General features: G+C 65.3%; 26 protein-coding genes. 10 read left to right on the top strand and 16 right to left on the bottom strand.

Annotation, left to right across the window (positions count from 1 at the left end; translation table 11 throughout):
* Entirely contained in the window at nucleotides 1-1,374 is a 1,374-nt protein-coding gene (locus LQG66_RS11010; RefSeq protein WP_231326247.1) for a TIGR03808 family TAT-translocated repetitive protein, read from the bottom strand.
* 226 nt (nucleotides 1,375-1,600) lie between these two features.
* Between LQG66_RS11010 and LQG66_RS11005 the strand changes: the two genes are divergently transcribed.
* Nucleotides 1,601-1,888 carry a GlsB/YeaQ/YmgE family stress response membrane protein gene (locus tag LQG66_RS11005; RefSeq protein WP_231326246.1) on the top strand — a complete coding sequence of 96 codons (288 nt, stop codon included), beginning with the start codon at nucleotides 1,601-1,603 and terminating at the stop codon, nucleotides 1,886-1,888.
* 13 nt (nucleotides 1,889-1,901) lie between these two features.
* Here LQG66_RS11005 and LQG66_RS11000 read toward each other — a convergent pair whose 3' ends face one another.
* From LQG66_RS11000 to meaB, 3 genes are all read right to left on the bottom strand, one after another.
* The gene (locus LQG66_RS11000; protein WP_231326245.1) at nucleotides 1,902-2,348 is read right to left on the bottom strand and encodes a cupin domain-containing protein; all 447 of its coding nucleotides are present in this window, start codon (nucleotides 2,346-2,348) and stop codon (nucleotides 1,902-1,904) included.
* A 69-nt stretch (nucleotides 2,349-2,417) separates the two neighbouring features.
* Nucleotides 2,418-3,074 (bottom strand): pyroglutamyl-peptidase I, encoded by a 657-nt coding sequence (locus LQG66_RS10995; RefSeq protein WP_231326244.1) that lies wholly within the window; start codon nucleotides 3,072-3,074, stop codon nucleotides 2,418-2,420.
* On the bottom strand, nucleotides 3,071-4,063 hold the full coding sequence (meaB, locus tag LQG66_RS10990) for a methylmalonyl Co-A mutase-associated GTPase MeaB (protein ID WP_231326243.1): 993 nt from the start codon (nucleotides 4,061-4,063) through the stop codon (nucleotides 3,071-3,073). The genes LQG66_RS10995 and meaB overlap by 4 nt, the downstream gene beginning before the upstream one ends.
* Before the next feature lie 53 nt (nucleotides 4,064-4,116).
* Between meaB and LQG66_RS10985 the strand changes: the two genes are divergently transcribed.
* A complete protein-coding gene (locus tag LQG66_RS10985; protein WP_231326242.1) occupies nucleotides 4,117-4,671 on the top strand; it encodes an SRPBCC family protein in 555 nt (184 codons plus the stop codon).
* A 72-nt stretch (nucleotides 4,672-4,743) separates the two neighbouring features.
* Here LQG66_RS10985 and LQG66_RS10980 read toward each other — a convergent pair whose 3' ends face one another.
* The 9 genes from LQG66_RS10980 to LQG66_RS10940 form a co-directional block, all read right to left on the bottom strand.
* Entirely contained in the window at nucleotides 4,744-5,523 is a 780-nt protein-coding gene (locus LQG66_RS10980) for an RsiV family protein (protein ID WP_231326241.1), read from the bottom strand.
* 130 nt (nucleotides 5,524-5,653) lie between these two features.
* Nucleotides 5,654-7,810: a methylmalonyl-CoA mutase gene (scpA, locus tag LQG66_RS10975; RefSeq protein ID WP_231326240.1), complete on the bottom strand. Its 2,157-nt coding sequence runs from the start codon at nucleotides 7,808-7,810 to the stop codon at nucleotides 5,654-5,656.
* A gap of 19 nt (nucleotides 7,811-7,829) precedes the next feature.
* On the bottom strand, nucleotides 7,830-8,294 hold the full coding sequence (locus LQG66_RS10970; RefSeq protein WP_231326239.1) for a GFA family protein: 465 nt from the start codon (nucleotides 8,292-8,294) through the stop codon (nucleotides 7,830-7,832).
* 2 nt (nucleotides 8,295-8,296) lie between these two features.
* Nucleotides 8,297-10,162, bottom strand: a complete 1,866-nt coding sequence (locus tag LQG66_RS10965; protein ID WP_231326238.1) for a methylmalonyl-CoA mutase subunit beta — start codon at nucleotides 10,160-10,162, stop codon at nucleotides 8,297-8,299.
* A gap of 103 nt (nucleotides 10,163-10,265) precedes the next feature.
* A complete protein-coding gene (gene folK / locus LQG66_RS10960; protein ID WP_231326237.1) occupies nucleotides 10,266-10,757 on the bottom strand; it encodes a 2-amino-4-hydroxy-6-hydroxymethyldihydropteridine diphosphokinase in 492 nt (163 codons plus the stop codon).
* A gap of 5 nt (nucleotides 10,758-10,762) precedes the next feature.
* Entirely contained in the window at nucleotides 10,763-11,131 is a 369-nt protein-coding gene (gene folB, locus LQG66_RS10955) for a dihydroneopterin aldolase (protein WP_231326236.1), read from the bottom strand.
* On the bottom strand, nucleotides 11,128-11,985 hold the full coding sequence (gene folP, locus LQG66_RS10950; RefSeq protein WP_231326235.1) for a dihydropteroate synthase: 858 nt from the start codon (nucleotides 11,983-11,985) through the stop codon (nucleotides 11,128-11,130). Before folP ends, folB begins: the two co-directional genes overlap by 4 nt.
* A gap of 78 nt (nucleotides 11,986-12,063) precedes the next feature.
* Nucleotides 12,064-12,471, bottom strand: coding sequence for a DUF4332 domain-containing protein (locus LQG66_RS10945; RefSeq protein ID WP_231326234.1), 408 nt, complete (start codon nucleotides 12,469-12,471; stop codon nucleotides 12,064-12,066).
* 23 nt (nucleotides 12,472-12,494) lie between these two features.
* Nucleotides 12,495-12,845, bottom strand: coding sequence for a hypothetical protein (locus LQG66_RS10940; protein WP_231326233.1), 351 nt, complete (start codon nucleotides 12,843-12,845; stop codon nucleotides 12,495-12,497).
* Between the two features lie 334 nt (nucleotides 12,846-13,179).
* Between LQG66_RS10940 and LQG66_RS10935 the strand changes: the two genes are divergently transcribed.
* Genes LQG66_RS10935 through LQG66_RS10925 form a run of 3 tightly spaced genes read left to right on the top strand, consistent with a single transcriptional unit; the run spans nucleotide 13,180 to nucleotide 17,573 of the window.
* On the top strand, nucleotides 13,180-14,790 hold the full coding sequence (locus LQG66_RS10935) for a helicase HerA-like domain-containing protein (protein ID WP_231326232.1): 1,611 nt from the start codon (nucleotides 13,180-13,182) through the stop codon (nucleotides 14,788-14,790).
* Nucleotides 14,791-14,824: 34 nt separating this feature from the next.
* Nucleotides 14,825-16,141 carry a glycosyltransferase family 87 protein gene (locus LQG66_RS10930; RefSeq protein ID WP_231326231.1) on the top strand — a complete coding sequence of 439 codons (1,317 nt, stop codon included), beginning with the start codon at nucleotides 14,825-14,827 and terminating at the stop codon, nucleotides 16,139-16,141.
* 28 nt (nucleotides 16,142-16,169) lie between these two features.
* Nucleotides 16,170-17,573, top strand: coding sequence for a M20/M25/M40 family metallo-hydrolase (locus LQG66_RS10925; protein ID WP_231326230.1), 1,404 nt, complete (start codon nucleotides 16,170-16,172; stop codon nucleotides 17,571-17,573).
* Nucleotides 17,574-17,639: 66 nt separating this feature from the next.
* Here LQG66_RS10925 and LQG66_RS10920 read toward each other — a convergent pair whose 3' ends face one another.
* Together LQG66_RS10920 and LQG66_RS10915 are read right to left on the bottom strand one after the other, a co-directional pair.
* Nucleotides 17,640-18,857 (bottom strand): GGDEF domain-containing protein, encoded by a 1,218-nt coding sequence (locus LQG66_RS10920; protein ID WP_231326229.1) that lies wholly within the window; start codon nucleotides 18,855-18,857, stop codon nucleotides 17,640-17,642.
* Nucleotides 18,858-19,007: 150 nt separating this feature from the next.
* Nucleotides 19,008-20,105: a trypsin-like peptidase domain-containing protein gene (locus LQG66_RS10915; RefSeq protein ID WP_231326228.1), complete on the bottom strand. Its 1,098-nt coding sequence runs from the start codon at nucleotides 20,103-20,105 to the stop codon at nucleotides 19,008-19,010.
* Between the two features lie 227 nt (nucleotides 20,106-20,332).
* On the opposite strand from LQG66_RS10915, the gene LQG66_RS10910 reads away from it, so the two are divergent.
* The 4 genes from LQG66_RS10910 (at nucleotide 20,333) to LQG66_RS10895 (ending at nucleotide 22,254) form a co-directional block, all read left to right on the top strand.
* Entirely contained in the window at nucleotides 20,333-20,593 is a 261-nt protein-coding gene (locus tag LQG66_RS10910) for a hypothetical protein (protein WP_231326227.1), read from the top strand.
* Between the two features lie 180 nt (nucleotides 20,594-20,773).
* Entirely contained in the window at nucleotides 20,774-20,950 is a 177-nt protein-coding gene (locus tag LQG66_RS10905; RefSeq protein ID WP_231326226.1) for a hypothetical protein, read from the top strand.
* Between the two features lie 232 nt (nucleotides 20,951-21,182).
* Nucleotides 21,183-21,632 (top strand): Hsp20 family protein, encoded by a 450-nt coding sequence (locus LQG66_RS10900; protein ID WP_231326225.1) that lies wholly within the window; start codon nucleotides 21,183-21,185, stop codon nucleotides 21,630-21,632.
* 88 nt (nucleotides 21,633-21,720) lie between these two features.
* Nucleotides 21,721-22,254 carry a hypothetical protein gene (locus LQG66_RS10895; protein ID WP_231326224.1) on the top strand — a complete coding sequence of 178 codons (534 nt, stop codon included), beginning with the start codon at nucleotides 21,721-21,723 and terminating at the stop codon, nucleotides 22,252-22,254.
* 110 nt (nucleotides 22,255-22,364) lie between these two features.
* Here LQG66_RS10895 and LQG66_RS10890 read toward each other — a convergent pair whose 3' ends face one another.
* The gene (locus LQG66_RS10890) at nucleotides 22,365-23,144 is read right to left on the bottom strand and encodes a class II aldolase/adducin family protein (RefSeq protein WP_231326223.1); all 780 of its coding nucleotides are present in this window, start codon (nucleotides 23,142-23,144) and stop codon (nucleotides 22,365-22,367) included.
* A gap of 316 nt (nucleotides 23,145-23,460) precedes the next feature.
* Here LQG66_RS10890 and LQG66_RS10885 point away from each other — a divergent pair, with 316 nt between their 5' ends.
* Nucleotides 23,461-24,852 carry an NAD-dependent succinate-semialdehyde dehydrogenase gene (locus LQG66_RS10885; RefSeq protein ID WP_231326222.1) on the top strand — a complete coding sequence of 464 codons (1,392 nt, stop codon included), beginning with the start codon at nucleotides 23,461-23,463 and terminating at the stop codon, nucleotides 24,850-24,852.
* Nucleotides 24,853-24,898 lie beyond the last annotated feature (46 nt).

The following is a 24,898-nucleotide window of genomic DNA, read 5'->3' as shown; positions in this document are numbered from 1 at the left end:
TCATCGTGGGACGGCGTTGCCGTTGACGCTCAACTGCGCAAATCGCTGCGCGTTCTCCTGGGTCAGGTCACCGGTAACGGCCTTGATGTGATCGAGGCCGATCACGGCGCCACGCGGCGTGCCTGAAATCATGTTGTTGCTGACGATCGCCGTGCCGGCGCCTGGAACGACGGAGACGCCGACGCCCGCCAGGGCATTGCGGATCACGTTGCCGGAAATGACGACGTCCCGGAGATAGCGGCCCCAGCCGGCGACGATGCCGTAGGACGGGGCGTTCTCGACGACGTTGCCGGTCACGGAGGAGTCGGCCTCGACATAGATGCCGATGCCGGCTTCGTCGTCGGGCGCGGTGCCGATCGGCCGCTTTGGAATCAGGTTGCGGATGACGTTGCCCTGGACGACCGCGATACGGCCGCCTTCGTTGAAGTTGCAGACGGAGACGCCGAACGCGGCGCCGTCCACCGTGTTGCCGCTGATGACCGCGCCCTCGAACGAGAATTCCGAATAGAGCGCGACCTCGCGCACGTCGGTGACGCTGTTGCCGACGATCTGGATGTTGGACGCCGAGTTGCCGCGCACCGCCGAGTAGTCGCAGTTCCTGATGCGGTTGCCGCTGATGATCACGTTGCCGGCGCGGAAGGCGTTGATGGCGTTGCCGTACTGGCCGGAGCCGCCGGGGCCGGCCTTGATGTCCTCGATGCGATTGTCTGTCACCATCGTGCCGTCGTCGCCGAGCGCGGTGCGCAGGATCTCGATGCCGTTGTCGCGGGTGCCCCTGATGGTGTTGCGCGCCACGATCAGGCCGAGCGCGTCGAACGATACGATGGCGGTCGAGGCGATGTCGGTGAGGATGTTGCCGCTGAGCTCGCCCGACACCTGTTCGAGCCAGATGCCGGCGCCACCGGACCGGGTGATCTCGCAATCGACGATGCGGGCGTCGCGGACGCCAGCGAGATGCAGCAGACCACGGCGCGGCGGCAGGGCGATGGCGCCGCCGTCGAGCGACACGCCGGCTATGCCGATGCCGTCGGCGCCTTCTGCTGATAGCAGGGATGGACCGCCGCCGGAGAAGACGAGCCTGGTTGCGCCGCGAACGCCGACCAATTGGCTGCCTGCGGCGAGGCGCAGCATCGCGCTGCGATAGGTGCCGGGCGGCAGCGCCAGCGGCATCTGCGCGCGCGCCGCCTCGTCGATCGCGCGCTGCAGCGCGCGGGTCTGGTCATCGGGACTGTTCGGCTTGACGCCATATTGCGTGGCATCGCGGCCAAGCGTGGAGATCAAGGGGGCGGCCCATGCGGCATTCACCGGCAAGGCCACTGCCCCGGCGGCACCGGCAGCCGATCCAGCCAGAAGGCGGCGGCGATGGACGTCCATGGTCAGCGCCTCGCGCAAAAATGACGTGCTGCCGTGACTTAAGCGGAAAGCCTCAATGCTGATGCTGAGGATGAGCGCCGGCGCCTGGGATAGTTGCAGGTAGGGTTAAAGCTTCACATCGGATCGCCGCTGGCATTGGTTGCCCGTCGAACGGGTGAGCCTCTCCCGAGGGAACCAATAGGACTCGCCGACATTGATCCCATAATGGATCGACGAGGAGAGGGTCATGCATCTATCCAATGAGAGCTTACTGGTTATCGTGTTCGTCGGGATCGTCGCCGGGTGGCTGGCGGGACGTGTCATGGAGGGCGGTGGTTTCGGCCTGATCGGCGACCTGCTGGTTGGCCTCGTCGGCGCCTTCATCGGCAATTGGCTGTTGCCGCAGCTCGGCATCCATCTCGGCGTCGGAATTGTCGCCGCGATCATCAACGCCTTCATCGGTGCCGTGGTTCTGCTGCTCATCCTGCGCCTGATCGGCGGAGGATTTGGCGGTCGGCGCCGCTGGAGCGTCTGACGTCGGGCCCTGATCAGTACGGCGTCCCGTCCTTATGGAAATGGCCGGACGCTGTGGCGTGAAGATCGATGTCCGGATAGTGGCATTCATCGTTGCGGGTCACAGGCGAACCGATCTCCAGAACACGTGCGATGGTCTGGGATCGGTTCTGCAGATGATGACCGTTGGCATCATTGGGTAGAAAAGCAGCGCAATCGCCGCGCCGCAGGATGTCCTCGCGCCCTTCGGTCACCAGCACGACCTCGCCGTCGACGACATAGACGAATTCTTCCGCCTGGGTGTGCCAATGCCGTTGGCTCGACCAGGCGCCCGGCGGCAGCTCCAACAGATTGATGCCGACCTGCGTCAGGCCCGCGGCTTTCGCCAGCCGGCGTCGAAACATGTCCCGGCATTGATCATTGAAGCCGTCGGGGTAACGCGAACCCGCCAGAATCGGCGCGGTATCGATGTCCAGTTTCATCGTTCTGCCTCCGCTCTTTTCTTGTCAGTATGCACGGGCGGCGAGCAGACCGATAACGACTCGATCGGATCACGGCGTCCGGTGACATGCCTGACGGGTCAGCTTCACCAGCTCCATCAGCACGGCCTCGCCGGCGTCGACGAGCGCCTCCAGCGTGATGCGCGAGCTGCCGTGCGGCAACGACGTGCCTGCCCTCGGCAGCGGGGGAATATGAATGAACGAAGCGAGCCGCGGCCCCTCGACGGCTCTGGTAGCCTCGATCGCTCGCCAGCTCAGATAGTTACAGAGATAACTGCCGGCGTCGCGTGATGGCCGCGCGTCGATCCCCGTCGCCCGTGCGGCGCGCAGCAGCCGCTCCGTATGCGGCCCGAACGGTATCGCAGCCGCGCCCGCGACGATGGTGCCCTTGCGCGCGACATTGCGGTCGGCGTCGGGGAAGGTGGTCGTGACTGCATTGCGGGCGCGCGTCTCGATCCGGAGATAGGACGTTCGCGCGGCGAGTCCGAACATCAAGAGGGCATGCGGGCGTCGTTCGGCGATCAGCTCGGGCAGCTCGCGATCGACGGTGCGGTAGGTGACGTGAAAGATATGGCTGGTGATGCTGACGTCGTCGAAGGCGGGACGGCGAAGCTCCGACAGCCGCTTCACCAGCGGCATGGTCGGATTGAACGGCGCGCCGGGAAACGGCCCGAAGCCGGTCAGCAGGATACGAAGCGGCTCGCTCATGCCAGCATCTCCGCGAGGCGCTCGGCCGCGAGCGCCGGCGCGACGCGACCCTCCGCGACGTCGGTCTCGAGCTTTCTCACCTTCGCGCGAATGGATGGATCGGTGCGCAGCCGCGCCATCAGGCGCTGCTCCAGCATGGTCCACATCCACTTCACCTGCTGGTCGCGGCGGCGCGCGGCGAACTCGCCGGAAGCGATCATCGCCTTGCGGTGGTCGAGGACCTTCTGCCAGAGCTCGGCAATGCCGGCACCCGCCATTGCGGAATAGGTCACGACCGGTGGATGCCAGTGCTCGGAGCGCGGACTCAGCAGATGCAGCGCGCCGCGATAGTCGGCGGCGGTGATGTTGGCGCGCTTGACGTTGTCGCCGTCGGCCTTGTTGATCGCGATCATGTCCGCGAGCTCGACCAGGCCCTTCTTGATGCCCTGCAGCTCGTCGCCGCCGCCCGGCAGCATCAAAGCGAGGAAGAAATCGGTCATGTCGCAGACCGCAGTCTCGGACTGGCCGATGCCGACGGTCTCGACCAGGACCACGTCGAAGCCCGCGGCCTCGCACAGCAGCATCGCCTCGCGGGTTTTGGCGGCGACCCCGCCGAGCGTGCCCGACGACGGCGAGGGCCGGATGAAGGCGTGCTCGTGATGGGACAGCCGTGCCATCCGCGTCTTGTCGCCCAGGATGGACCCGCCGGTGCGTGCGGAGGAGGGGTCCACGGCGAGCACCGCGACCTTGTGGTCCTGCTCGATCAGGTACATGCCGAGCGCATCGATCGTGGTCGACTTGCCGACGCCGGGCGAACCGGTGATGCCAACGCGGATCGCTTTCCCCGTCTGTGGCAGCAGCGCCTGCACCAGCTCGCGCGCCGCCGCCTGATGATCGGCGCGGCGGCTCTCGACCAGCGTGATCGCGCGCGCCAGCGCGGCGCGGCTGCCGGCGTGCAAGTCATGGGCTAAGGTGGCGATATCCGGGGCGGCGTTCTTCGGCGGGCTCATGCTTTGGTTTACAACGGCTGCGCGGGCGAGGCGAGGGTATCGGGGATAACGGCATGACCGTCGCCGGCCGCTCGGAAATCGGGTGGGTTGCGCGCTCCCTGAACGCCATGGTCGAACGCCTTCAACGGACGGAAAAGACCATGACCGCAGCCTATTACAGCGCCGTTCTCGATCATCCCCTGACCACAGTCTGGTCGCTGATCCGCGACTTCAACAATTACCCGGCCTATATCGAGGGCGTCAGCGAAAGCGTGATCGAAGACGACAGGCGCGGCGACGACGTCGGTGCGATCAGGCGCTTCTGCTACCTCGGCCTCTGGGTCCGCCAGCGCCTTGTGGCCCATTCCGATGCCGCGCATTCGCTGACCTATGCCGGCATCGAACCGCTGCCTTTTCCGGACGAGCTTGCGTCCCGGCCGGTGTCGCCGGTGCGCTATGAAGGCACGATGAGCCTGCGCGAAATCGTGCAGGGCAATCGCACCTTCATCGAATGGTCGGTGGCACTCGAGGCCGAACCGCAGGATGCCGACCGCTGGCAGGCGCTGTTCCAGTCCTGGATCCCCGACTGGACCCATTCGCTGGCCAGAGCGCTGGCGCGTCCGGCCTGAGGTGCTCGCTTTGATCCGCCGGCCGTGGCCCCGGCCTGCGGACGCAAGGCCTTCTTGCACGTCTGCGGGAGATCAATTCTCTTCCGCGTCGCCCTTCGGCCTGGCACCGCCGAAGATCGTTTGGCCCTCGGAGCTGAGATACGGCTTCAGCGTCTCCCATGGCACGAACGCGACGTACTGGCCCTCGGCATAGGGGCCGACTGCGTAAGGCGGATAATGGAAGGTGAGTCCGGAGCTCTTGCCGGGCAGGGTTGACGGCGCCAGCGTCACGGCGCCGATCTTCAAGAGCGTGGGCTGAAGGTCCTTGAACCACTCGGCGGTGGCGGTATCGGCTGCGCCGCGCTTCTTCTTCTCGGCCTTGAGTGCGGCGATCGCCGCGTTGAGCATCGCGGTCATGGTCGGACCGTTGTCGGCCGTCTCGGCGAAGAACGGCCGGATGCTGATCGGCTTGCTCTGGGTCCGGTCCCACAGGATGGTGTTGACGTCGCTGTTGGGATGCGCGGCGCGGGTGTCCATGTAGTCGTCCCTGATGATGCTGACATAGCGGTCGGCCACCACCGAGCGGACGGAATATTTGCGCTCGAACGACCATTTGCCGTCGTGGAATGCTTGCGGATCCTGCTTGCGCTCCTTGGCGGCATCGCCGGCCTGCTTGTCGATCCACTTCCTGCCGTCGGCGAGGCAATAGGCGGCGAGCGGCGCGTCGGCCTTGATCTGGGAATCGAGCGTCACATTGGCCTCGAGCGCCTTGGTGTTGATGGTGGCGTCGGGCTTGGATTCGGCGGCCAGCGCGGAGGACAACGATAGAAGGCCGAGCAGGAGAACAGCGAAAGACAATCTGGCAGAATGCATGGGAAATATGATCCGGTTCCTGGTCGTTCGTGTGCCCAGGTGCCGTAAAGGTTCGGCGCCGCCCAGGCGGACCGCGCGACCACTCGGAGCCGCGCGTCAAGATGTCAGGCGCAATGCGTGGAAATGAAAGCTACTCCGCCGCCTCGCTGTGCCCGAGCCGCGCATTGAGCTTGTGGATCAGCTCCTCGGCGGCGTCGGCGATCACGGTGCCGGGCGGGAAGATCGCCTCGGCGCCGGCCTTGAGAAGCGCGTCGTAATCCTGCGGCGGCACGACGCCGCCGATGATGATCATGATGTCCTCGCGGCCCTGGCTTTTCAGCGCGGCCTTCAGCTCCGGCACCGCGGTGAGATGCGCGGCGGCGAGCGACGACACGCCAAGGATGTGCACGTCGTTCTCGACCGCCTGCCGGGCGGCTTCGTCGGCGGTGGCGAACAGCGGCCCGATGTCGACGTCGAAGCCGAGATCGGCAAAGGCCGACGCGATCACCTTCTGGCCGCGGTCATGGCCGTCCTGGCCGATCTTGGCGACGAGGATGCGCGGCCTGCGCCCTTCCGCCTCCTCGAACGCCTCGATCAGCACCTGCAGCTTCTCGGACTTGCCCGACATCGAGGCGATCTCCCGCTTGTAGACGCCGGTGATGGACTTGATCTCGGCGCGGTGACGGCCGAACACTTTCTCGAGCGCGTCGGAGATTTCGCCCACGGTGGCCTTGGCGCGGGCGGCATCGATCGCCAGCGCCAGCAGGTTGCCGTTGCCGTCGCCGGCCGAGCGGGTGAGCGCGGCGAGTGCGGCGTCCACATCAGCCTGCTTGCGCTCCGAACGGAGCCGCGAGAGCTTGTCGATCTGCAGCCGGCGCACGGTCGAATTCTCGACCTTGAGGACATCGAGCGGCGGCTCGTCCGTGGGCTTGTACTTGTTGACGCCGATTACCGACTGCCGGCCGGTGTCGATGCGGGCTTGCGTCTTGGCCGAAGCCTCCTCGATGCGCAGCTTCGGCACGCCGGCCTCGATCGCCTTGGCCATGCCGCCGAGCTCCTCGATCTCCTGGATATGGCCCCAGGCTTTCGCTGCGAGATCGCGGGTGAGTCGCTCGACGTAATATGAACCGCCCCAGGGATCGATGATGCGCGTGGTGCCGCTCTCCTGCTGCAGGAACAGCTGGGTGTTGCGGGCGATGCGCGCGGAGAAGTCGGTCGGCAGCGCCAGCGCCTCGTCGAGCGCGTTGGTATGCAGCGACTGCGTATGGCCTTGGGTCGCGGCCATCGCCTCGACGGCGGTGCGTACGACGTTGTTGTAGACGTCCTGCGCGGTCAGCGACCAGCCCGAGGTCTGGCTGTGGGTGCGCAGCGACAATGAGCGCGGGTCCTTCGGATTGAACGGCTTCAGCAGCTTCGCCCACAATAGCCGCGCTGCGCGCAGCTTGGCGACTTCCATGAAGAAGTTCATGCCGATCGCCCAGAAGAACGACAGTCGTGGTGCGAAGCGGTCGACGTCGAGGCCGGCGGCGATGCCGGCGCGCAAGTATTCGACGCCGTCGGCGAGCGTGTAGGCAAGCTCGAGATCCTGCGTCGCGCCGGCCTCCTGCATATGGTAGCCGGAGATCGAGATCGAGTTGAACTTCGGCATTTTCTGCGAGGTGAAGGCAAAGATGTCGGAGATGATCCGCATCGAGGGCGACGGCGGATAGATGTAGGTGTTGCGCACCATGAACTCTTTCAGAATGTCGTTCTGAATGGTGCCCGACAGCTTCTCCGGCGGCACGCCTTGCTCTTCGGCGGCGACGACGAACAGCGCCAGGATCGGCAGCACCGCGCCGTTCATGGTCATCGACACGCTCATCTGGTCGAGCGGGATGCCGGCGAACAAGGTGCGCATGTCGTAGATCGAGTCGATCGCGACGCCGGCCATGCCGACGTCGCCGCCGACTCGCGGATGATCGGAATCATAGCCGCGATGGGTGGCGAGGTCGAACGCGACCGAGAGACCCTTCTGCCCGGCGGCGAGGTTGCGCCGGTAGAACGCGTTGGAATCCTCCGCCGTGGAGAAGCCGGCATATTGCCGGACCGTCCAGGGCTGGTTGACATACATGGTCGGGTAGGGGCCGCGCAGATAGGGCGCGATACCGGGCCAGGTGTCGAGGAAGTCGATGCCGGCGAGATCGGCCTCGCCATAGGCCGGCTTGACGGGAATGCCCTCGGGCGTCAGCCATGGCTCGGCGTGGCCGGCAGGCGCGGGGGCGGCCGTTGGCTCGAACGCGATGGCGGTGAAATCAGGAATGCGGCTCATTGCCCGGCGTCCTCATCTCTCAATCATGATCCGGATGCTGATGGCTTGATATGGTCGCCATCTTTTCCGGGCCGTAGTTCTGCTGCGTGGTCTGGCTCGGCAGATTGGCAATCGCGACCACCCAGCCGAGCCGGGATTCCGAGCCATATTGCCGCGTCGGTACCACGCGGTCTGGCCGGTCGAAGGTGCCCGTCATGATCTCGATGCGCGGTCCATCGATGCGGTGAAAGCTCAGCGGGGTGCCGCAGGCGGCGCAGAAGTCGCGCTCGGCGATCGAGGAGGAGCGGAACGTGGCCGGCTTGCCGCGTGTCCAGACGAAGTTCTCGCGATCGATTTCGGCGAACGACGCGAACGGCGCGCCTGATGCCTTCTGGCACATCCGGCAGTGACAGATGCTCACCTTGTTCGGCGCCGTCGTCAGTGCGTAGCGGATGGCGCCGCATTGGCAGCCGCCGGTCAGCACGGGTTTGCTTTCGTCGGTCATGCTCACTCCAGATGCGTATAGGCGTCCTCGAGCGCCTTCAGCGCGTCGCCGCCGGCGAAGACGAAGGCATTGACGCCCGCCTCGCGCAGCGCGGCCTCCTGCTCGCCGCCGCGGCCTGCGACATAGATATGTCGCGCGCCCGCCTTCTGAAGGGCCTTGGCCGCCGCAGCCGCCGCCTCGGCATAGACCTTGTCGGACGAGCAGAGACAGACGATTGGGGCACCCGAGGCGCGGTAGACGGCCGCGAGGGCGGCCGGATCGGACGTACCTTCGCCATCGATCGCCGCAATGCCGCCGGTCTCGAAGAAGCTGCGCGCGAAGGTCGCGCGCGCGGTGAAGTCGGCGGCGGTGCCGAGATTGGCGAGGAAGACGGACGGCCGCTGGCCTTTGCTCTTGAGCAGGCTGTCCGAGCGGTCGCGCAGCCGCTCGAACCCTTCCGCAAGCCGGACGGGCGTCAGCGTCGCGAAGGTCAGCGCGGGTTTCGCAGGCGGCGGCAGGGCCACCGGCGCAACGGCTTCGACCGCCACCTCGGCCTCGCCGAGATTGGGGAACTCGCTGGCGCCGGTCAGCACATCCCGCCGCTTGGCGATGTCGGCCGCGCGCGTCTCGCGGATCGCGGCGATCTTGGCCTGGATCATCCCGGATTGCAGGGCGGCGACAATGCCGCCGGCCTTTTCGATCTCCTGGAATAGCGCCCAGGCCGTCGTGCACAATTCGTTGGTCAGCGCCTCGATGCCGCCAGCGCCGGCGGCGGGATCGGCAACCCGGGCGAGGTTGCTCTCTTCGAGCAGGACCAGCTGCGTGTTACGCGCGACGCGGCGCGCGAACGCATCGGGCAGACCGAGCGCCGCGGTGTGCGGGAGAACGGTCACTGCATTGGCGCCGCCGAGGCCGGCCGCGAACGTCGCGATGGTGGCGCGCAGCATGTTCACATACGGATCGCGCCGGGTGAGCATCCGCCACGCCGTCTCGCCGGAGACGAAGAGGGGCTTTGGTGCCAGCCCACAGGCCTCCTCGATGCGCGCCCACAGCCGCCGCAGGCTGCGGAATTTCGCCAGGGTCAGGAACTGATCAGTGTCGGCGGCGAGCCGCGCTGAGATCAGCTCGCGCGCGGTCTCGAGCGCAACGCCGCCGGCTTCCAGCGTGCGCAGATAGGCGACGCCGGATGCGAGCACGAAGGCGAGCTCCTGCGCCTCCGATCCGCCGGCGTCGTGCACGACGCGGCCGTCCGCAGCGAGGAAGGGGCCGTTGAAGCCGGCGTCATGCAGCTGCTTGACCAGCGAGCCCGAGTTGCCGCCGAGCGTCGACGCGTCATGCGCGCTCGCGCCGCGGCTGGCCGCATCGCCGATCGGATCGAGCCCGAACCGGATGTCGCAGGCTGCAGGCTTGAAGCCGCGCTGCTTGACGTAGTCGGCGAGCAGCGAGGCGGCCGACAGCGACGCCTCTCCGAGCTGCAATTCGATCGCAATCGCAGCGTCGAGATGCACGCCGTCGAGGGCGCGCGCCACTGCGTCTGCGCTCGGAGTGAGGCCGAAGCCATGTGCGGAATTGGCGCCGGCGAACACGAGCGTCAACCCGGTCGCGCCGTTCTCGAGATCGCGCAGCGCCTGCGTGTTGGCTTGGGCCGGATCGGGATGATCGACGCGCTGCATGACCTGCCAGGCCGCAGCAGGGGCGCGGCCGGCGATCGGCGCAGCATTTTTGGCGCGCGTGTAGATCGGCTGGATCTTCAGCCCGTCATAGGTCTTGCCGACCAGCTTCTCGAAAGCCGCGCCCTTCAGCACGCCGTCGACCAGCTTGCGCCAGTCCGCCTCGCTGGCCGGAGCAAAATCGGCGCCCAATCGCAGCTGTTCGGTGTCGGTCGTCATGCGGCTCGCGTCTCCCGGGGGCGTCTGTTCTCGCAGGTTGTTGGGGCGCAAAATGCCACGTCGCGACCGCCAAGCCAAACGGTTGTTTGGCCACGGGTCTTAGCTATTCGGGGGAGGGCAGCGGCCGGATTCCGTCGCGCGAAACGCGCGTCGCGGCCTCGTCGACGCGGCGTCCGGCGATCCGGCGCGCCGGGGCGATTTCGGCGAGCGGTACCAGCACGAAGCCGCGTTCGAACAGGCGCGGATGCGGCAGAGTGAGATCGGGCGTGTCGACGATCACGTCGTCATAGGCGATCAGGTCGAGGTCGAGCGTCCGCGGGCCCCACCGCGTCTCCTGCGCACGATTGCGGCCGAACATGCGCTCGACCTCGTGCAGAATGCCGAGCAGCGGCCGCGGGGCCGTCGCCGTTGCTATCTCGATGCAGGCATTGATGAAGGGCGGCTGCTGCTCCTCGCCCCAGGGCGGGGTGACATAGTCGCAGGAACGCGCCACAAGCGTGGCTTCGGCACGCCGGCATATCTCCGGAATGGCGTTCTGAAAGGTCGCCCTGACGTCGCCGACATTGCCGCCGAGAGCAATGAGCGCGCTGGCCATCGCGGTCACGGATGGCGCGAGCGGGTCAGCACGATGCCGACATCCTCGAAGATGGCAGCGATCGGCGCATGCGGCTTGTGCACCGTGACCTTGACGGCACGGATGCGCGCAAAGGTCGACAGGATCGCGTCGGCCACCGCCCCGGCGGCACGCTCGAGCAGGCGGTAGTTGGTATCCTTGAACGCCGCGGTCGCCGTTTCCACCACGTGGGAATAGGACACGGTGTCTGCCAGGCGGTCGCTGCGGGAGGAGTCCGACAGGTCCGTGTAAAGTTCGAGATCGATGACGAAGCGCTGCCCGACCTCGTTCTCGTGCTCCATCACGCCGTGGCGCGCATGGATGAGGACGCCCTTGATGAAAATCGTGTCCGTCATCGCTGTGCCTCGATCGCTGCAGATACGCGCATGGCCTGAACCGTCTCGGCGACGTCATGCGCCCTGATGATCGCAGCCCCGCGCTGAGCCGCGATCAGATGTGCCGCAATCGATCCGCCGAGCCGCTGCTGCGGCTCGGACGCCACCACCGAGCTGATGAACCTTTTGCGCGAGGCGCCCACCAGCAGCGGCAATCCGAACCGGGCGAATTCGTCCAGCCGCGCCAGCGCCGTCATGCTCTGTTGTGCGGTCTTGCCGAAGCCGATGCCGGGATCGAGCACGATGTTGCCTTGGGGAATGCCGGCCTTGGCGGCGATGTCGAGCGATCGTGCGAAGAAGCCGAGCATGTCCTCGATGATGTCGATCTCCGGATCGACCTCGGCGCGGTTGTGCATCACCACGACCGGCGCGCCATGCGCGGCGACGATGTCGGCCATCGCAGGATCGCGCTGCAGGCCCCAGACGTCGTTTGCGATCTGTGCGCCGTGTTCCAGCGCGTAGCTCACAACCTGGGATTTCATGCTGTCGATGGAGACGGGCACACCGAGTGTGACGATCGCCGGCAGGACGGGTTGCAGGCGCGCCAACTCCTCCGCGGCCGTCACTGGCTCCGCGCCTTTATAGGGCCGGGTGGATTCGGCGCCGATGTCGATGATGTCGGCGCCTTCAGCGATCATGCGTCGGGCCTGGTCGAGGGCTTGTTCGGGCGCATTGAAGCGGCCGCCATCGGAAAAAGAGTCCGGGGTGACGTTGAGGATGCCCATGACCGCCGGAAATGGACGGGCCAGCCACGTCCGCAACAGCGGGTGGTCAGCCGGCGAGCCATTGGCGGGGTAGGGCGACGTCACGCTCATGGCGCCGCTTTGCGCGGTTGCCACGATCGAGTCAAGATGTCGCGCTGCACAAGCCGCGCGCAGGTGAACATCGGCTGATCAGTAGCTGATCTTCGGTTCCAGCCGGCGCGCCTTTTCGATGAGCTGGCCGACGGACTTTTCCGACGGCAGGATGCGCACCAGCTTCCGCCTGGTGTTCACTTCCTTGATGTTCTGCGCCAGGCGGGCGGGATTGCGGTGTGCAAGCTCGCGCACCGTGGTGACGCCGGCTGCACGAACCAGGCCGACCTTGGCCTTGCCCATGCCGGGAATGCGCATGTAATCGGCGACATTCGCCCAATCGAGCAGCTGCTGCTCGCTGATGTCGGTCTTTGCGGCGAGCGCCTTCCGTCCCTTGACGGTGCGGGCGGCTTCGAGAAACGCATCGGTGGTCCGGATGCCAAGCGCTTTCAGCTTGGAGGCATCGAAGGATGTCATGCCTTCGAGTTCGGTGATCGGATATGTCATGATACTCGGCGCGCGAAGGTGCTTCAGGCGAACTGGCTCAGGCCCCGCGTGCCTGCCACGATCGTATCAATCTGGTCCGCTCCGGTTTGGTCGCGGCCGAACTTGAAAAGTTCACGAGCGGGCGGTTCGATCTCGCACGTGTCGATGACCGGACTCACCGGCCGGACGATGTCCGCCATTGCAGCCTGCACGCCCGGCAGGGTTGCGAACGGCTGCTGCAACTGGTGCTGCTGTCCGCTGTTGCGAAGGACGTCAAGCAGAATACTGGCAAGCAGAATGCTGGCGGGCTTTTCGGCAGGTTTTTCTGGAGGCTTTTCAGCCACGGCTCCATCGATGCCGGCCATGCTGGCCAGCGGCTCAATCAGCTCGCACATGTGAACCCCGTCGTCATCCGGTCCCCCAAGACCGGATGTCCTCGCTGGAATTCATCTTGATCGGACGATCCGTGAATTACAAGCGACGAGCAGGTCCGGCCCGCGAATCGATTCGCGATCCACAATGGACTGTTGCAGCGATGCAAGACCAGATGTTGAATCTACGGATCAGCGTGCGTGTTGCGCGGCGTCACGTGGTATGGAGAGCGAGCGCACTGCGAAGAACTGAGGCAGGGGACACTGGTTCCAAACTGCGAAACTAAAATATGTTACCACGCGAGATGCTGTGCACCTCGTGCGATGCGAAACGATCATTCTCGAAAGACCGACCATCATGGCATCATCCGGAAAATCACTGGCCGATACCGACGATAAGATTTTCGTGGGTGCTGGCGAGCAGCCGGCCTGGTTGACGCTGGCGTTTGCCAACCGCCACGGCCTCGTCACCGGAGCAACTGGCACCGGCAAGACCGTCTCGCTGCAGGTGATGGCGGAAGGCTTTGCCCGGGCCGGTGTTCCGGTCTTCGCATCCGACATCAAGGGTGACCTGTCCGGCATCTCGCAGATTGGCGAAGCAAAGGACTTCATCGTCAAGCGTGCGAGCGATCTCGGCCTCACCTATCAGCCCGATCAGTTCTCGACGGTATTTTGGGATGTGTTCGGCGAGCAGGGTCATCCGGTGCGCGCGACCGTCACCGAGATGGGACCGCTGCTGCTCGCGCGGATGCTGGATCTGAACGACGTCCAGGAAGGCGTGCTCAACGTCGCGTTTCGCGTGGCCGACGAGAATGGTCTTGCCCTGATCGACATGAAGGATCTGCGCGCGCTGCTCGACGCCATCATTCCGGAATCCGGCAAGAAGGGTGCGGACGCGGAAGCGGATCCGCTTGCGCCGATCCGCAAAGCCGCACAGTCGTTCGGCAACGTGACGCGGGCGACGGTTGGTACGATCCAGCGCCAGTTGCTGGTGCTCGAGAACCAGGGCGGCACCAAATTTTTCGGCGAGCCTGCGCTGACGCTGGCGGACTTCATGAAGACCGATCGCGACGGCCGCGGCATGATCAACATTCTCGTCGCCGACAAGCTGCTGCAAAATCCGCGACTCTACGCGACCTTCCTGCTGTGGATGCTGTCCGAGCTGTTCGAGGAACTGCCCGAGGTCGGCGATCTCGCCAAGCCCAAGCTGGTGTTCTTCTTCGATGAAGCGCATCTCCTGTTCAACGACGCGCCGAAGGCGCTGCTGGACAAGATCGAGCAGGTGGTGCGCCTGATCCGATCGAAGGGCGTGGGCGTCTATTTCGTCACGCAGAACCCGCTCGACGTGCCGGATCGGGTGCTCGGACAATTGGGCAACCGGGTGCAGCACGCGCTGCGCGCCTTCACGCCGCGCGATCAGAAGGCCGTGGCCGCGGCTGCCGACACGTTCCGTCCCAATCCGAAGCTCGACACCGCCAAGGTGATCATGGAACTCGGCAAGGGCGAGGCGCTGGTGTCGTTCCTGGAAGGCAACGGCACGCCCGCGATGGTGGAGCGCGTCCTGATCCGGCCGCCATCGGCGCGGATCGGCCCGGTCATGCCGGACGAGCGCAAGGCGATCATGGATGCGAGCCCGTTCAAGGGCAAATACGACACCGAGATCGATGCCGAGTCGGCCTACGAGCTGCTGCAGAAGCGGATTGCCGGAACTGCGGCGATGGCGGAAGCCTCGTCCGGCGGCGTGCTGGGCAAGATCGGCGACATCGCGGCGACGATCTTCGGCACCAACGTCAGGCGCGGCCAATTGTCGACCACGCAGGTGATCGCACGCAACGTCGCGCGCTCGGTGACGGACAAGGTCGTGGGCGGCATCGCCGCTGATCTCGGCAAGCAGGTCGGCGGATCGCTGGGCGGCTCGATCGGCCGCTCCTTGGTGCGTGGTGCGCTGGGCGGATTGCTGCGGCGATGATCCTCAATTCCTTCGCTGCCGGCATGATGTCCTGATGTCCGAAAAATCGCGCGTGTTGAGATGGCCCTCGCCACGGGTGCCGGTCGACCTCCTGTTCTTTCTCTGCTGCATCCTGCTGGCCGGTGACGTGCTGGTCCCGGAGCTCTGGGGCAGCGGCAAGACCAAGGACTATCCGCTCTGGTACTGGGCCGGGCAGCAGGTGCTGCAAGGCAAGGATCTCTATCCGAGCCAACTCGGCGATTATTTCGCCTTCATCTATCCGCCGCTGCCCGCCGTGCTGCTCGCCATTCCCGCCTGGTTCGGCAAGGTCGCGCTCTACGCGTGCCTGTCGCTGCTCAACATCGTGGCGTGGTGGACAACGGCGCAGTTCTCGCACGCGATGACCGGATCGGGCAGGGTGCCCAACCAGTGGCTCTATTTCCTGCCCGGCTTCGTCACGATCAGTTTCGTGTTCGACATGTTCGATCTCGGGCAGCCGAACCTGATGCTGCTCGCGCTGATGCTGTACGGATTCTGGCTCATGCAGCAGGCGCGACCCTGGCTCGGCGGATCCATGTTCGCGCTGGCCACCGCGATCAAGGTGTTCCCCGTCGCGGTGCTGCCTTATCTGGTCTGGCGCCGGCAATGGGCCGCGGCCGCAAGCATGACCGTGTTCACGCTGGTGTTCCTGTTCGTGGTGCCGGCGCCGGTGCGCGGCCTGCAGCACAATGCCGCGGAGCTGACGACCTGGTATCGCGGCATGGTCGGCGCGAGCTCCGAGAAGGGGTTTGGCCAGCGTGATGAGCAGAACTGGTCGTGGGTCAACCAGTCGATCATCGCGATGACCCATCGGCTGACGCGGCCTGTCAACTACAACCAGGACGACCCGTCCCGGCCCGCGCGCACGATGAACGTGGTCGATATTTCGTTCGGCGCGGCAAACATGGTCGTGCTCGTGGTCTGCGCCGTGCTCGGGCTCGCCTTCGTGCTTGTGATGCCCCGCGAGAAGAAGCGAACGCCACGCTCGGACGCCGAGGAACTCGGCATCCTGTTCTGTCTCATGACGGTGGCCTCGCCCTTGGCGCGGCAATATTACTTCATATGGCTGTTCTTCCCGATCACCGTGCTGATCCACCGGGCCGCCTACGATCCGCGGTCGCGCGTGAGGACGGGCACGTGGCTGGCGCTCGCGCTCGCCGGCCTCCTGCTGTTGCTGGCGCTGCCGCCGTTTCCCAAGGACATCCAGGCCTGGGGCAACAATCTCGCCGCCACCGTCGTGATATCAGCTGCGCTGGCCTGGCATCTGCTGCATCCGGTGCCGCGTGAGAACGCTGGCCCGGACGGCGCAACGGAGCTACAAGCGAGCCAATAGCAGTCAAAGCTCGAAGGATACTCTGGCCATGGCCGATGCGCAGCTTCAATCCGTTCTCGACCACATCGATGCCGATTTCGACAACAGCCTGGAACGGCTGTTTGCGCTGATCCGCATCAAGTCGATCTCGGCCGATCCGGCTTTCGCGGGCGATTGTAAGGCGGCGGCCGACCATGTCGCCAAGGATCTTGCGACCGTGGGCTTTGCGACCGAGGTGCGGCCGACCGCCGGCCATCCTGCCGTGGTCGGCAAGAGCAACGGCCACGGAGCGGCCAAGCCGCATGTTCTGTTCTATGGCCATTACGACGTGCAGCCGGTCGATCCGCTCGATCTCTGGCATCGGCCGCCGTTCGAGCCGGTCGTCACCGATCATGCCGACGGCCGTAAGATCATCGTGGCGCGCGGGGCCGAGGACGACAAGGGACAGCTGATGACCTTCGTCGAGGCCTGCCGCGCCTGGAAAAAGGTCACCGGTTCGCTGCCGCTCGATGTCACCGTGCTGATCGAAGGCGAAGAGGAGGTCGGCTCGAAGAACTTCGTGCCGTTCCTCGAAGCCAACAAGGACGAGTTCAAAGCCGACTTCGCGCTGGTCTGCGACACCGGGATGTGGGACCCGAACACGCCGGCGATCACGACCTCGCTGCGCGGGCTCCTCTATGAAGAGGTGAAGATCAAGGCCGCTAATCGCGATCTGCATTCCGGCGTGTTCGGCGGCGGCGCGCGCAATCCGATCCGGGTGCTGACCGAAGTGCTCGGCGGCCTGTTCGATGCCGACGGCCGCATTACCATTCCAGGCTTCTATGATGGCGTGAAGGATCTGCCGCCGGACATTCTGGAGCAGTGGAAGAAGCTCAACCTGACGGCGGAATCGTTTCTCAAGCCGATCGGCCTGTCGATCCCGGCCGGCGAGAAGGATCGTCTGCTGATCGAGCAGATCTCCTCGCGGCCGACCTGTGACATCAATGGCATCTGGGGCGGCTATATCGGCGAGGGTTCGAAGACCGTGATTCCCTCGCTGGCGCATGCAAAGGTTTCGTTCCGTCTGGTCGAGGGCCAGGACCCGCTCAAGATCCGCAAGGCGTTCCGCGACTATGTGTCGGCGCGGATTCCGGCCGACTGCTCGGTCGAGTTCGGCGATCATTCGGCCGGCGCTGCGATCGCGCTCGACTGGACCATGAAGCCGCTGGCGGCCGCCAAGCGGGCGCTGACCGAGGAGTGGGGCAAGGAGACCATCCTGATGGGCTCGGGCGCCTCGATCCCGATCGTGACCGACTTCAAGAAGACGCTCGGCCTCGACTCGCTGCTGGTCGGCTTCGGTCTCGACGACGACAACATCCACTCGCCGAATGAGAAGTACGACCTGAAGAGCTACCACAAGGGCATCCGCTCCTGGGCGCGCATCCTCGCGGCGCTCGCGGAGATGCCGCGCTAACGGCGAAGTCCGGAGTTCGCGCGCGTTGATCGTCGTCGCGCGCGGCCGACGGCTCGAGAGGCAGGCTCAGGCCGCGGCCCCGATGGCCGTGGCCTTGAGGCTGCCGGTGCTGAATTTGCGCAAGGCGGCGAGGTTGGCCTCGGCGGAGGCCAGCCTCCAGCACGATTTTCCGCTCGATTTGGCCTCGTAGAGCGCGGCGTCTGCTGCGAACAGCAGCGCCTCCGGCTCGGAGCCGTGATCGGGCGCGACCGCAATGCCGGCGCTGACGCCGATGTGGACGCTTGCGCCACCCGGCAGCGCGACCGGCGCCGTGATCGCCGAGATCACGCGTTCGGCGAGCGCCAGCGCGTGATCGGTCGCCGGACCGCTTGCGAGCACGACGAACTCGTCGCCTCCGATCCGGGCGATGATGTCGGTCGGAGCGACCACGTCCCGCAGTGTCGCGCCCACCATCTTCAGCAACTCATCGCCTGCGGCATGGCCAAAGGTGTCATTGACGGGCTTGAAACCATCGAGATCGAGGTAGAGGACGGCGAAGTTTCGCTGTCCGCGGTCTTTGTCCTCGAGCCGGGTTTGCAGCGCGTCGATCAAGCCGGCGCGGTTGAGCAAGCCGGTGAGCGGATCGAGCCGTGCCAGCTCATCGCTCTCGCGTTTGGAATGCATGACGGTCACCAGCATCTTGTTCAGCCGGAAGGCCGCGCCCGTCATCGCGAGGAAGTACACCGGCATCTGCACATACATCACGAACAGCAGCGGTTCATGCGAGATGGCGACGCCGGGGATCACGGGGCCGACGCTGCACAGGATCATCGCCCCGGCGAGGCGCGGCGCGCTGAAATTGCGGAAGCAGATTCCGCCGACCATGGCGGCAGAGGAAATGCAGGCGAGTGAAGCTGCGACCCAGTCACCGGATGCCAGACTGACCCCGACGCCGAATCCGACGCTGGCACTCCATGCGACGGCCAGCAGGACATGCAGATTCGTCGGAGTGGGGCGATGCTCCCGCGCACGGCGATAGGCGATGATCATCACGATGAGCCGTGACAGGCAGATCGCGACTTCCAACACGAACCAGGCGATGAAGGGGGCGGTCTGGATGCGCAGCGCGAGCGCTGCGGCAACGGCGACCGTGTTGATGACCCCGCCCGCGAAAACGGACCAGCAGCCGTAGAGCTCGCCGATCAATGCGAGACGAATGTCTGAAGATACCGGGTATCCCGGGTCTGCCAGCCAGCGCGTCACGCGCCAGCGCGGCAAACTAAAGACCAGCCCATCACCCCGCATATCGATACCTCCCACGGGGGCGCACTAAGCAGCGCGGCGCTTAACAGGTCTTTAGGGAGGTATCGGCGTCTCGTTGCATGCTTGATGCGCGGTAAACCCTTACTCCACGTGGTGTATTGGCTCAACGGGCGACTGAAGGTTGAATTTGCCTCAGCCGGATGTTCGCACTCTCGTCTTCTCATCAGGCACGGGCGCAACCTCGACGGTCGCGTTGCCGAGCGCGCGGTCGCGCTCGAAGACGAGGCGGACGCGCTGACCGACCGGCGTCAGCCCGATCAGATTGCGCACCTGGGTCGCGCTGCGCACGGGCATGTCATTCGCCTTCACGATGATGTCGCCCCTGCGCAGGCCGGCGCGCTCGGCCGGCGAGCCGGCGCTGACGTCGGCGACGCGCGCGCCCTGAACACGGCCGTCGGCTGGCGAGTCCAGGTCGAGCAGAGTGACGCCGATGCGGCCGCGGTCCACGCGCCCGCTCTGCATCAGCTGCTCCATGACCCGGCGCGCCATGTTGATCGGCACGGCAAAGCCGATGCCGACATTGCCGCCGCCCGGCGAGATGATCGCCGTGTTGATCCCGACCAGCTCGCCGCGCAAATTGATCAGCGCGCCGCCGGAATTGCCGGGATTGATGGCGGCGTCGGTCTGGATGAAGTCCTCATAGCCCTGCTTGCCGAGTCCCGTACGTCCCAGCGCGCTGACGAGGCCGGAGGTGACGGTCTGGCCGAGTCCGAACGGATTGCCGACGGCGATCACGAAGTCGCCCACTTCCAGCGCGTCGCTGTTGCCGAGCGCGATGGCCTTGAGATCGGTGGGATCGTCGATCTGCAGCAGCGCGATATCGGTTGCGGGATCACGCCCGACGAGGCGCGCGGCGAATTTGCGGCCGTCCTTCGTCCTGATCTGCGCCACGTCGGCATGTTCGACGACGTGGTTGGCCGTCATGACATAGCCGCGCTGCGCATCGACGATGACGCCCGAACCGGTGGCGCTGATCTGCCTTTCGATCTGCTTGGGGACGTCGGTGAAGTCGCGGGACCGCGGGTTCTGATAGAGTGGATTGTCCTGTCGGATCTTGCCCTCGACCGAAATGTTGACGACCGCCGGCGTGACCTCCTTCACCAGCGGCGCCAGCGTCGGCACCCGGCCGAGCTTGAGGTCGGGAATCTGGGCCAGGGCAGGACCCGTCACCACACAGAGCAGAATGACCGGCGCCAGCAGGAGGGGCGGGAGATACCGCGGAAGCTGCATCATGGTCTCCAAGGACATGCTACGAGGGTTTCTGGCCACGGGAGAGCTGGGAGACGCGATCGCGCGGATCAAGGGCCGCCCTGTCAGTCGTGTCCCGCCGAGTGCCAGAAATTCGTCGCGAGCCTCTTGCAGGAAAAGTTCGGCTTTCCTAGGTCGTTTTCCGCCCGGGAGCCTGATGCGACCCGGGTCTTATGACATCGCTGATCCGTATAGGAGGATGTGCATGCATGTCCGTCCATGGCATGACCGCGTGCTCGTGCGCCGTATCGACCAAGCTGAAGCGCACGTTCGAGAACGTCGTTGCGCGGATGACGGGCATGACCGCCGATCTCGGCGGTCATGGCACCACGAACGGCCGTTACGGTTTGACGAGAAATCCAGCTCCGGCAAAGAAAAAGCAGTTGGCTGCCGCGGCTGGCCGTGGATCGGCCATATCGCACAGCTATCAAACAGGTCTACGACCGCAGTCCGTCCATAACCCGCCATAATTGTCGATGGGGCCGGGGATTCGACGAACCGACGGTCGACGGGAGGTGCGGTTGGGCGCTGTCGCGCTACCCCGGACGTTGGCCTGAAGTCGGGTCGCAGCGCAGCTCGTGTTCGCAGGGGCGATCATGCCTGCCTGGCAGTACGATCATCCACCACCCAACCCGACGTCCGTCATGGGAATGACTGATCCCAGACGCCTGACGCGTTTTCTCATCGAGAGCGAACAACGCGTGGTTGCGCATTGTCAGGCCGTTCTGTCGCGTGGCGATCTCGACCATCGCGAGCGCGATCGGCTGGTCAGCGTGTTGCGCGAGGCAACCATGCGGCTGCAACGGCTGTCGGCGGCCGCCGCCTGACGACGCGGCATGCTCCGCCAGGGCGTGGCAAAAAAAGTTGCGAGAGGTCCTTGAAACCGGCTTCCGTTTTTCTAAGTCGTTTGCTGCCGCTGTCCGCGGTGCCGGGTGCCTCTCGGGCCCGGCTGCTCTCTGGGCGCTGACCGGTTGTCTGGTTCTCAGGAAGTCCTGCCAGGAAGTCCTGCATCGGTCCGGCGCTCCTTCGTATCCATCTTGCTCTTTGGAGGACTTGGCTATGAGGACGTACGACTTCACCCCGCTGTGGCGTTCGACCATCGGCTTCGATCGTCTGTTCGACCGTCTCGACGAGACGCAGCGCGCGGTCGAGGACAACTATCCCCCTTATGACATCGAGCGGCTCGGCGATGACCGCTACCGGATCTCGCTGGCGCTGGCCGGGTTCGCGCCGGACGAATTGGCCGTCACCGCGGAGCACGGCGTGCTCACGGTGGAGGGCCGCAAGAGCGATCAAGAAAGCCGCGAGTATCTCTACCAGGGCATCTCGTCACGGCCCTTCAAGCGGCAGTTCAATCTCGCCGACTACGTGCAGGTGACCAGCGCGTCGTTCGACAACGGCCTGCTGCGCATCGAGCTGGTCCGGGAGATTCCGGAAGCCATGAGGCCGCGCCGCATCGCGATCGGCACAGTGCCGGTCGAGCAGATCGCACAGCAGAAGGCCGCCTGAACCTGCTCATGGGGCTGCGCGGACGCCGTCGTCCGCGCGGTCCGATCATCCGTCTGTGTTTGAAAGGAGCGTTAGGAGGAGAGACGACATGAGCGAGCGCAGTTTTTCGATTGCGGCCGGCAGCACCGCTTTTCACCCCGTCGCGCACTATGCATGCCCGGCCGACGTGCTGAATGACACCAGGCTTTCCGCCGCCGAGAAGCGGTTGATTGTCTCGTCCTGGGCCTCGGACATGTACGCGGTCGAGTCCCAGCCGCATCTGCGGAAGATCCCCGGGATCGCACGGCCGCTGCATCTGGCCGACATACTCGGTGCGCTGCGGCGCCTGGACCGCGAGGATCAACCGCCACGTCCGCGAGGCGGGGCCGCCATGCGCGTCGTTCCCCGCGTCGTGGTGGAGGCTGATGGTGGCGCATCGGACGCCGCTCGCGGCGCGGCTGCCGTGCGGCTGCGGCCCGCCGCACGCTTGCGATTTTCGCGGGAAGCCAATGTGCGGCGTTATCGCAAGCTGCTCGCCACTCGGCTTGCCGACCATGAGCGGCGCTTCGTCGAGCGCCGGCTGGCGGAGGAGCTGCAGCAACTGCAAGATAGGCCGGACTTCGCCCGCACAGGGCACAGCTGAGGGGCACCACCGCATCTGAGCAATAAGAAACGCCGCCCGGAATTGGGCGGCGTTTCATTCCAAAAAGCGTAGAGGGTGATGGCTCTTGTTAGCCGATCAACGCGCGGAAATCAATTCCGGTAGCCGGGATTGACGCGGTCGAGCTTGCGCAGGAGCGGCGGCCAGACCAGCTGATTGGAGCGCAGCTCGACGCGATCCTGGTTGTCGAACAGCTTCGCGTTCTTGTCGACGACCTCGTCGCGGACCGGGTAGGCTGAGGGTCCGAGCGTTCGCGTGCGGACCTGGATCGAGCAGGCGCGCTCCAGGTGATACATGCGCTCGAACGCGGAGGCGACCGAGCGTCCCACGGTCAGCGTGCCGTGATTGCGCAAGAGCATGTGGTTCTTGGTGCCGAGGTCGTGCTGCAGCCGCGGCCGTTCGTCATGATCCAGCGCCACGCCTTCGTAGTCGTGATAGGCGAGGTCGTGGGTGACGTATTGCGCGATCTGGTTCAGCGGCAGCAGGCCATCGGCGCAGCTCGAGACGGCAACTCCATCGATCGTGTGCAGATGGATGACGCAACCGGCATCCTCGCGCACCTCGTGGATCGCGGAGTGGATGGTGAAGCCCGCCGGATTGATGCTGTACTCGCTCTCGGACAGCTGGTTGCCGTAGAGGTCGACCTTGATCAGGCTCGACGCGGTGATCTCCTCGAACAGCAGGCCGTAAGGGTTGATCAGGAAATGATGCTCGGGGCCGGGCACGCGGGCCGAGATGTGGGTATCGACCAGATCGTCCCAGCCGAACATCGCCACCAGGCGATAGGCGGCCGCGAGGTTGACCCGCTGCGACCACTCGGCCTCCGTCATGTTCGACGGCACTTCCTTCAGGCGGGCTTCCGCGGGCGACATGGCGTTCTCCGATCTCGAAATCTTGATTGAAGCCTAGGCGGCCTGGGCGCGCCCGGCAAGGCGCATGGCGCGGAGGCGGCCATGCGCGCGTTGCGGCCATTTGGCAGCGATTGCTTCCGTTGCCGCCGAGGACCGTCGCGGCTGTAGACCCGGGCGCGGTGAGGGCGCGTGCGGATCCCTTGATTCCCCTCAATGTGCACAAGCAGGCGCACCATAGCCTGGGTTTGCACATGCCCGGGTCGTGACTCCGAAGCGTTCCGCAGGAACTCGTCAGGGGGATGAGCAGCGGGCAAGAGGGCGCCACGGAGTACGACGAATGACCTACCAGACCATCAATCCATATACGGGCGAGACCCTCGCTTCCTTTCCGGACGCGACCGACGGCGAGGTGCGCGCGGCGATCGCCAGCGCGCATGATGCGTTTCTGGGCTGGCGGCGAACGTCCTTTGCCGAGCGCGGCCGGATCCTGCAGAACGCTGCGGACATCCTCCGCCGGGACAGCGATGCCTATGCGCGACTGCTGACCTTGGAAATGGGCAAGCTGTTCGGCGAGGCCAAAGCCGAAGTCGAATTGTCGGCGAAGATCCTCGAATATTACACGCGCCATGCCGAGGCGTTGCTGGCGCCGGAGAAGCTTCCGGTCCTCGACCCTGCCGAAGGCGATGCCATTCTCGTCTGTGAGCCGCTCGGCGTCCTGCTTGCGATCGAGCCTTGGAATTTCCCCTACTATCAGATCGCGCGCATCCTGGCCCCGCAGCTGTCGGCGGGCAACACGCTTCTCCTGAAGCACGCCTCGAACGTCCCGCAATCTGCGGCGGCCTTCGAGAAGCTGATGGCAGAGGCCGGATTGCCGCGCGGCGCTTTCAGGAATCTCTACGCCACCCGCTCCCAGGTCGAGCTCATTCTCAATGACGACAGGGTTCACGGGGTTGCCCTGACGGGCTCGGAGGGCGCGGGATCGGTAGTGGCGGCGCAAGCCGGCAAGGCGCTGAAGAAGTCGACGATGGAACTTGGCGGCGCCGACGCGTTCGTCGTATTGCCGGACGCCGATCTGGAGAAGACCACAAAATGGGCCGTGTTCGGGCGCCACTGGAATGGCGGCCAGGTCTGCGTCTCGTCGAAACGCATGATCCTGATCGATCCCATCTATGACGAATTTCTCACCCGTTACCGCAAGGGTGTCGCCGGTCTCGTCGCGGGCGACCCGTTCGATCCGAACACGACCCTGGCGCCGCTGTCGTCGCAGGGCGCTGCCGATGAGGTGAAGGACAAGATCCGCGAGGCCGTCAAGCTCGGCGCAAAGGCCGAGGAGGTGGGACCGTCAGTGCCAAATCGCGGCGCCTTCGTGCAGCCGACAATCCTGACGGATGTTCGCGAGGACAATCCGGCACGCCACTGGGAGTTCTTCGGTCCGGTGTCGATGCTGTTCCGGGCCAAGGACGAGGACGACGCGGTGCGCATTGCCAATGATTCACCGTTCGGTCTCGGTGGATCGGTGTTCACGGCGAATCCGGCCCACGGCGCAGAGGTCGCCAAGCGAATTTCGACCGGTATGGTGTTCGTGAACCATCCGACCAAGGTGGAGGCCGATCTGCCATTCGGCGGCATCCGGCGATCCGGCTATGGCCGTGAACTGATCGGGCTCGGTCTGAAGGAATTCGTCAATCACAAGCTGATCGACGTGGTCGACATCGACGCGCACTTCTGAGCGCGGTCTTCCGAAGTTCGTGCGGCCAGGATGGCGCACGAACTTC

The organism is Bradyrhizobium ontarionense (assembly GCF_021088345.1).
Classification (GTDB): Bacteria; Pseudomonadota; Alphaproteobacteria; order Rhizobiales; family Xanthobacteraceae; genus Bradyrhizobium; species Bradyrhizobium ontarionense.
The sequence above is the reverse complement of the archived record's forward strand: the minus strand, read 5'-3'. Positions and strand labels throughout refer to the sequence as shown.

Excerpts from the sequence above, each read along its gene's own strand:
- LQG66_RS11010 (WP_231326247.1), bottom strand. The coding sequence starts at position 1,374 with ATGGACGTCCATCGCCGCCGCCTTCTGGCTGGATCGGCTGCCGGTGCC.
- LQG66_RS11005 (WP_231326246.1), top strand. The coding sequence starts at position 1,601 with ATGCATCTATCCAATGAGAGCTTACTGGTTATCGTGTTCGTCGGGATC.
- LQG66_RS11000 (WP_231326245.1), bottom strand. The coding sequence starts at position 2,348 with ATGAAACTGGACATCGATACCGCGCCGATTCTGGCGGGTTCGCGTTAC.
- LQG66_RS10995 (WP_231326244.1), bottom strand. The coding sequence starts at position 3,074 with ATGAGCGAGCCGCTTCGTATCCTGCTGACCGGCTTCGGGCCGTTTCCC.
- meaB (WP_231326243.1), bottom strand. The coding sequence starts at position 4,063 with ATGAGCCCGCCGAAGAACGCCGCCCCGGATATCGCCACCTTAGCCCAT.
- LQG66_RS10985 (WP_231326242.1), top strand. The coding sequence starts at position 4,117 with ATGACCGTCGCCGGCCGCTCGGAAATCGGGTGGGTTGCGCGCTCCCTG.
- LQG66_RS10980 (WP_231326241.1), bottom strand. The coding sequence starts at position 5,523 with ATGCATTCTGCCAGATTGTCTTTCGCTGTTCTCCTGCTCGGCCTTCTA.
- scpA (WP_231326240.1), bottom strand. The coding sequence starts at position 7,810 with ATGAGCCGCATTCCTGATTTCACCGCCATCGCGTTCGAGCCAACGGCC.
- LQG66_RS10970 (WP_231326239.1), bottom strand. The coding sequence starts at position 8,294 with ATGACCGACGAAAGCAAACCCGTGCTGACCGGCGGCTGCCAATGCGGC.
- LQG66_RS10965 (WP_231326238.1), bottom strand. The coding sequence starts at position 10,162 with ATGACGACCGACACCGAACAGCTGCGATTGGGCGCCGATTTTGCTCCG.
- folK (WP_231326237.1), bottom strand. The coding sequence starts at position 10,757 with ATGGCCAGCGCGCTCATTGCTCTCGGCGGCAATGTCGGCGACGTCAGG.
- folB (WP_231326236.1), bottom strand. The coding sequence starts at position 11,131 with ATGACGGACACGATTTTCATCAAGGGCGTCCTCATCCATGCGCGCCAC.
- folP (WP_231326235.1), bottom strand. The coding sequence starts at position 11,985 with ATGAGCGTGACGTCGCCCTACCCCGCCAATGGCTCGCCGGCTGACCAC.
- LQG66_RS10945 (WP_231326234.1), bottom strand. The coding sequence starts at position 12,471 with ATGACATATCCGATCACCGAACTCGAAGGCATGACATCCTTCGATGCC.
- LQG66_RS10940 (WP_231326233.1), bottom strand. The coding sequence starts at position 12,845 with ATGTGCGAGCTGATTGAGCCGCTGGCCAGCATGGCCGGCATCGATGGA.
- LQG66_RS10935 (WP_231326232.1), top strand. The coding sequence starts at position 13,180 with ATGGCATCATCCGGAAAATCACTGGCCGATACCGACGATAAGATTTTC.
- LQG66_RS10930 (WP_231326231.1), top strand. The coding sequence starts at position 14,825 with ATGTCCGAAAAATCGCGCGTGTTGAGATGGCCCTCGCCACGGGTGCCG.
- LQG66_RS10925 (WP_231326230.1), top strand. The coding sequence starts at position 16,170 with ATGGCCGATGCGCAGCTTCAATCCGTTCTCGACCACATCGATGCCGAT.
- LQG66_RS10920 (WP_231326229.1), bottom strand. The coding sequence starts at position 18,857 with ATGCGGGGTGATGGGCTGGTCTTTAGTTTGCCGCGCTGGCGCGTGACG.
- LQG66_RS10915 (WP_231326228.1), bottom strand. The coding sequence starts at position 20,105 with ATGCAGCTTCCGCGGTATCTCCCGCCCCTCCTGCTGGCGCCGGTCATT.
- LQG66_RS10910 (WP_231326227.1), top strand. The coding sequence starts at position 20,333 with ATGTCCGTCCATGGCATGACCGCGTGCTCGTGCGCCGTATCGACCAAG.
- LQG66_RS10905 (WP_231326226.1), top strand. The coding sequence starts at position 20,774 with ATGACTGATCCCAGACGCCTGACGCGTTTTCTCATCGAGAGCGAACAA.
- LQG66_RS10900 (WP_231326225.1), top strand. The coding sequence starts at position 21,183 with ATGAGGACGTACGACTTCACCCCGCTGTGGCGTTCGACCATCGGCTTC.
- LQG66_RS10895 (WP_231326224.1), top strand. The coding sequence starts at position 21,721 with ATGAGCGAGCGCAGTTTTTCGATTGCGGCCGGCAGCACCGCTTTTCAC.
- LQG66_RS10890 (WP_231326223.1), bottom strand. The coding sequence starts at position 23,144 with ATGTCGCCCGCGGAAGCCCGCCTGAAGGAAGTGCCGTCGAACATGACG.
- LQG66_RS10885 (WP_231326222.1), top strand. The coding sequence starts at position 23,461 with ATGACCTACCAGACCATCAATCCATATACGGGCGAGACCCTCGCTTCC.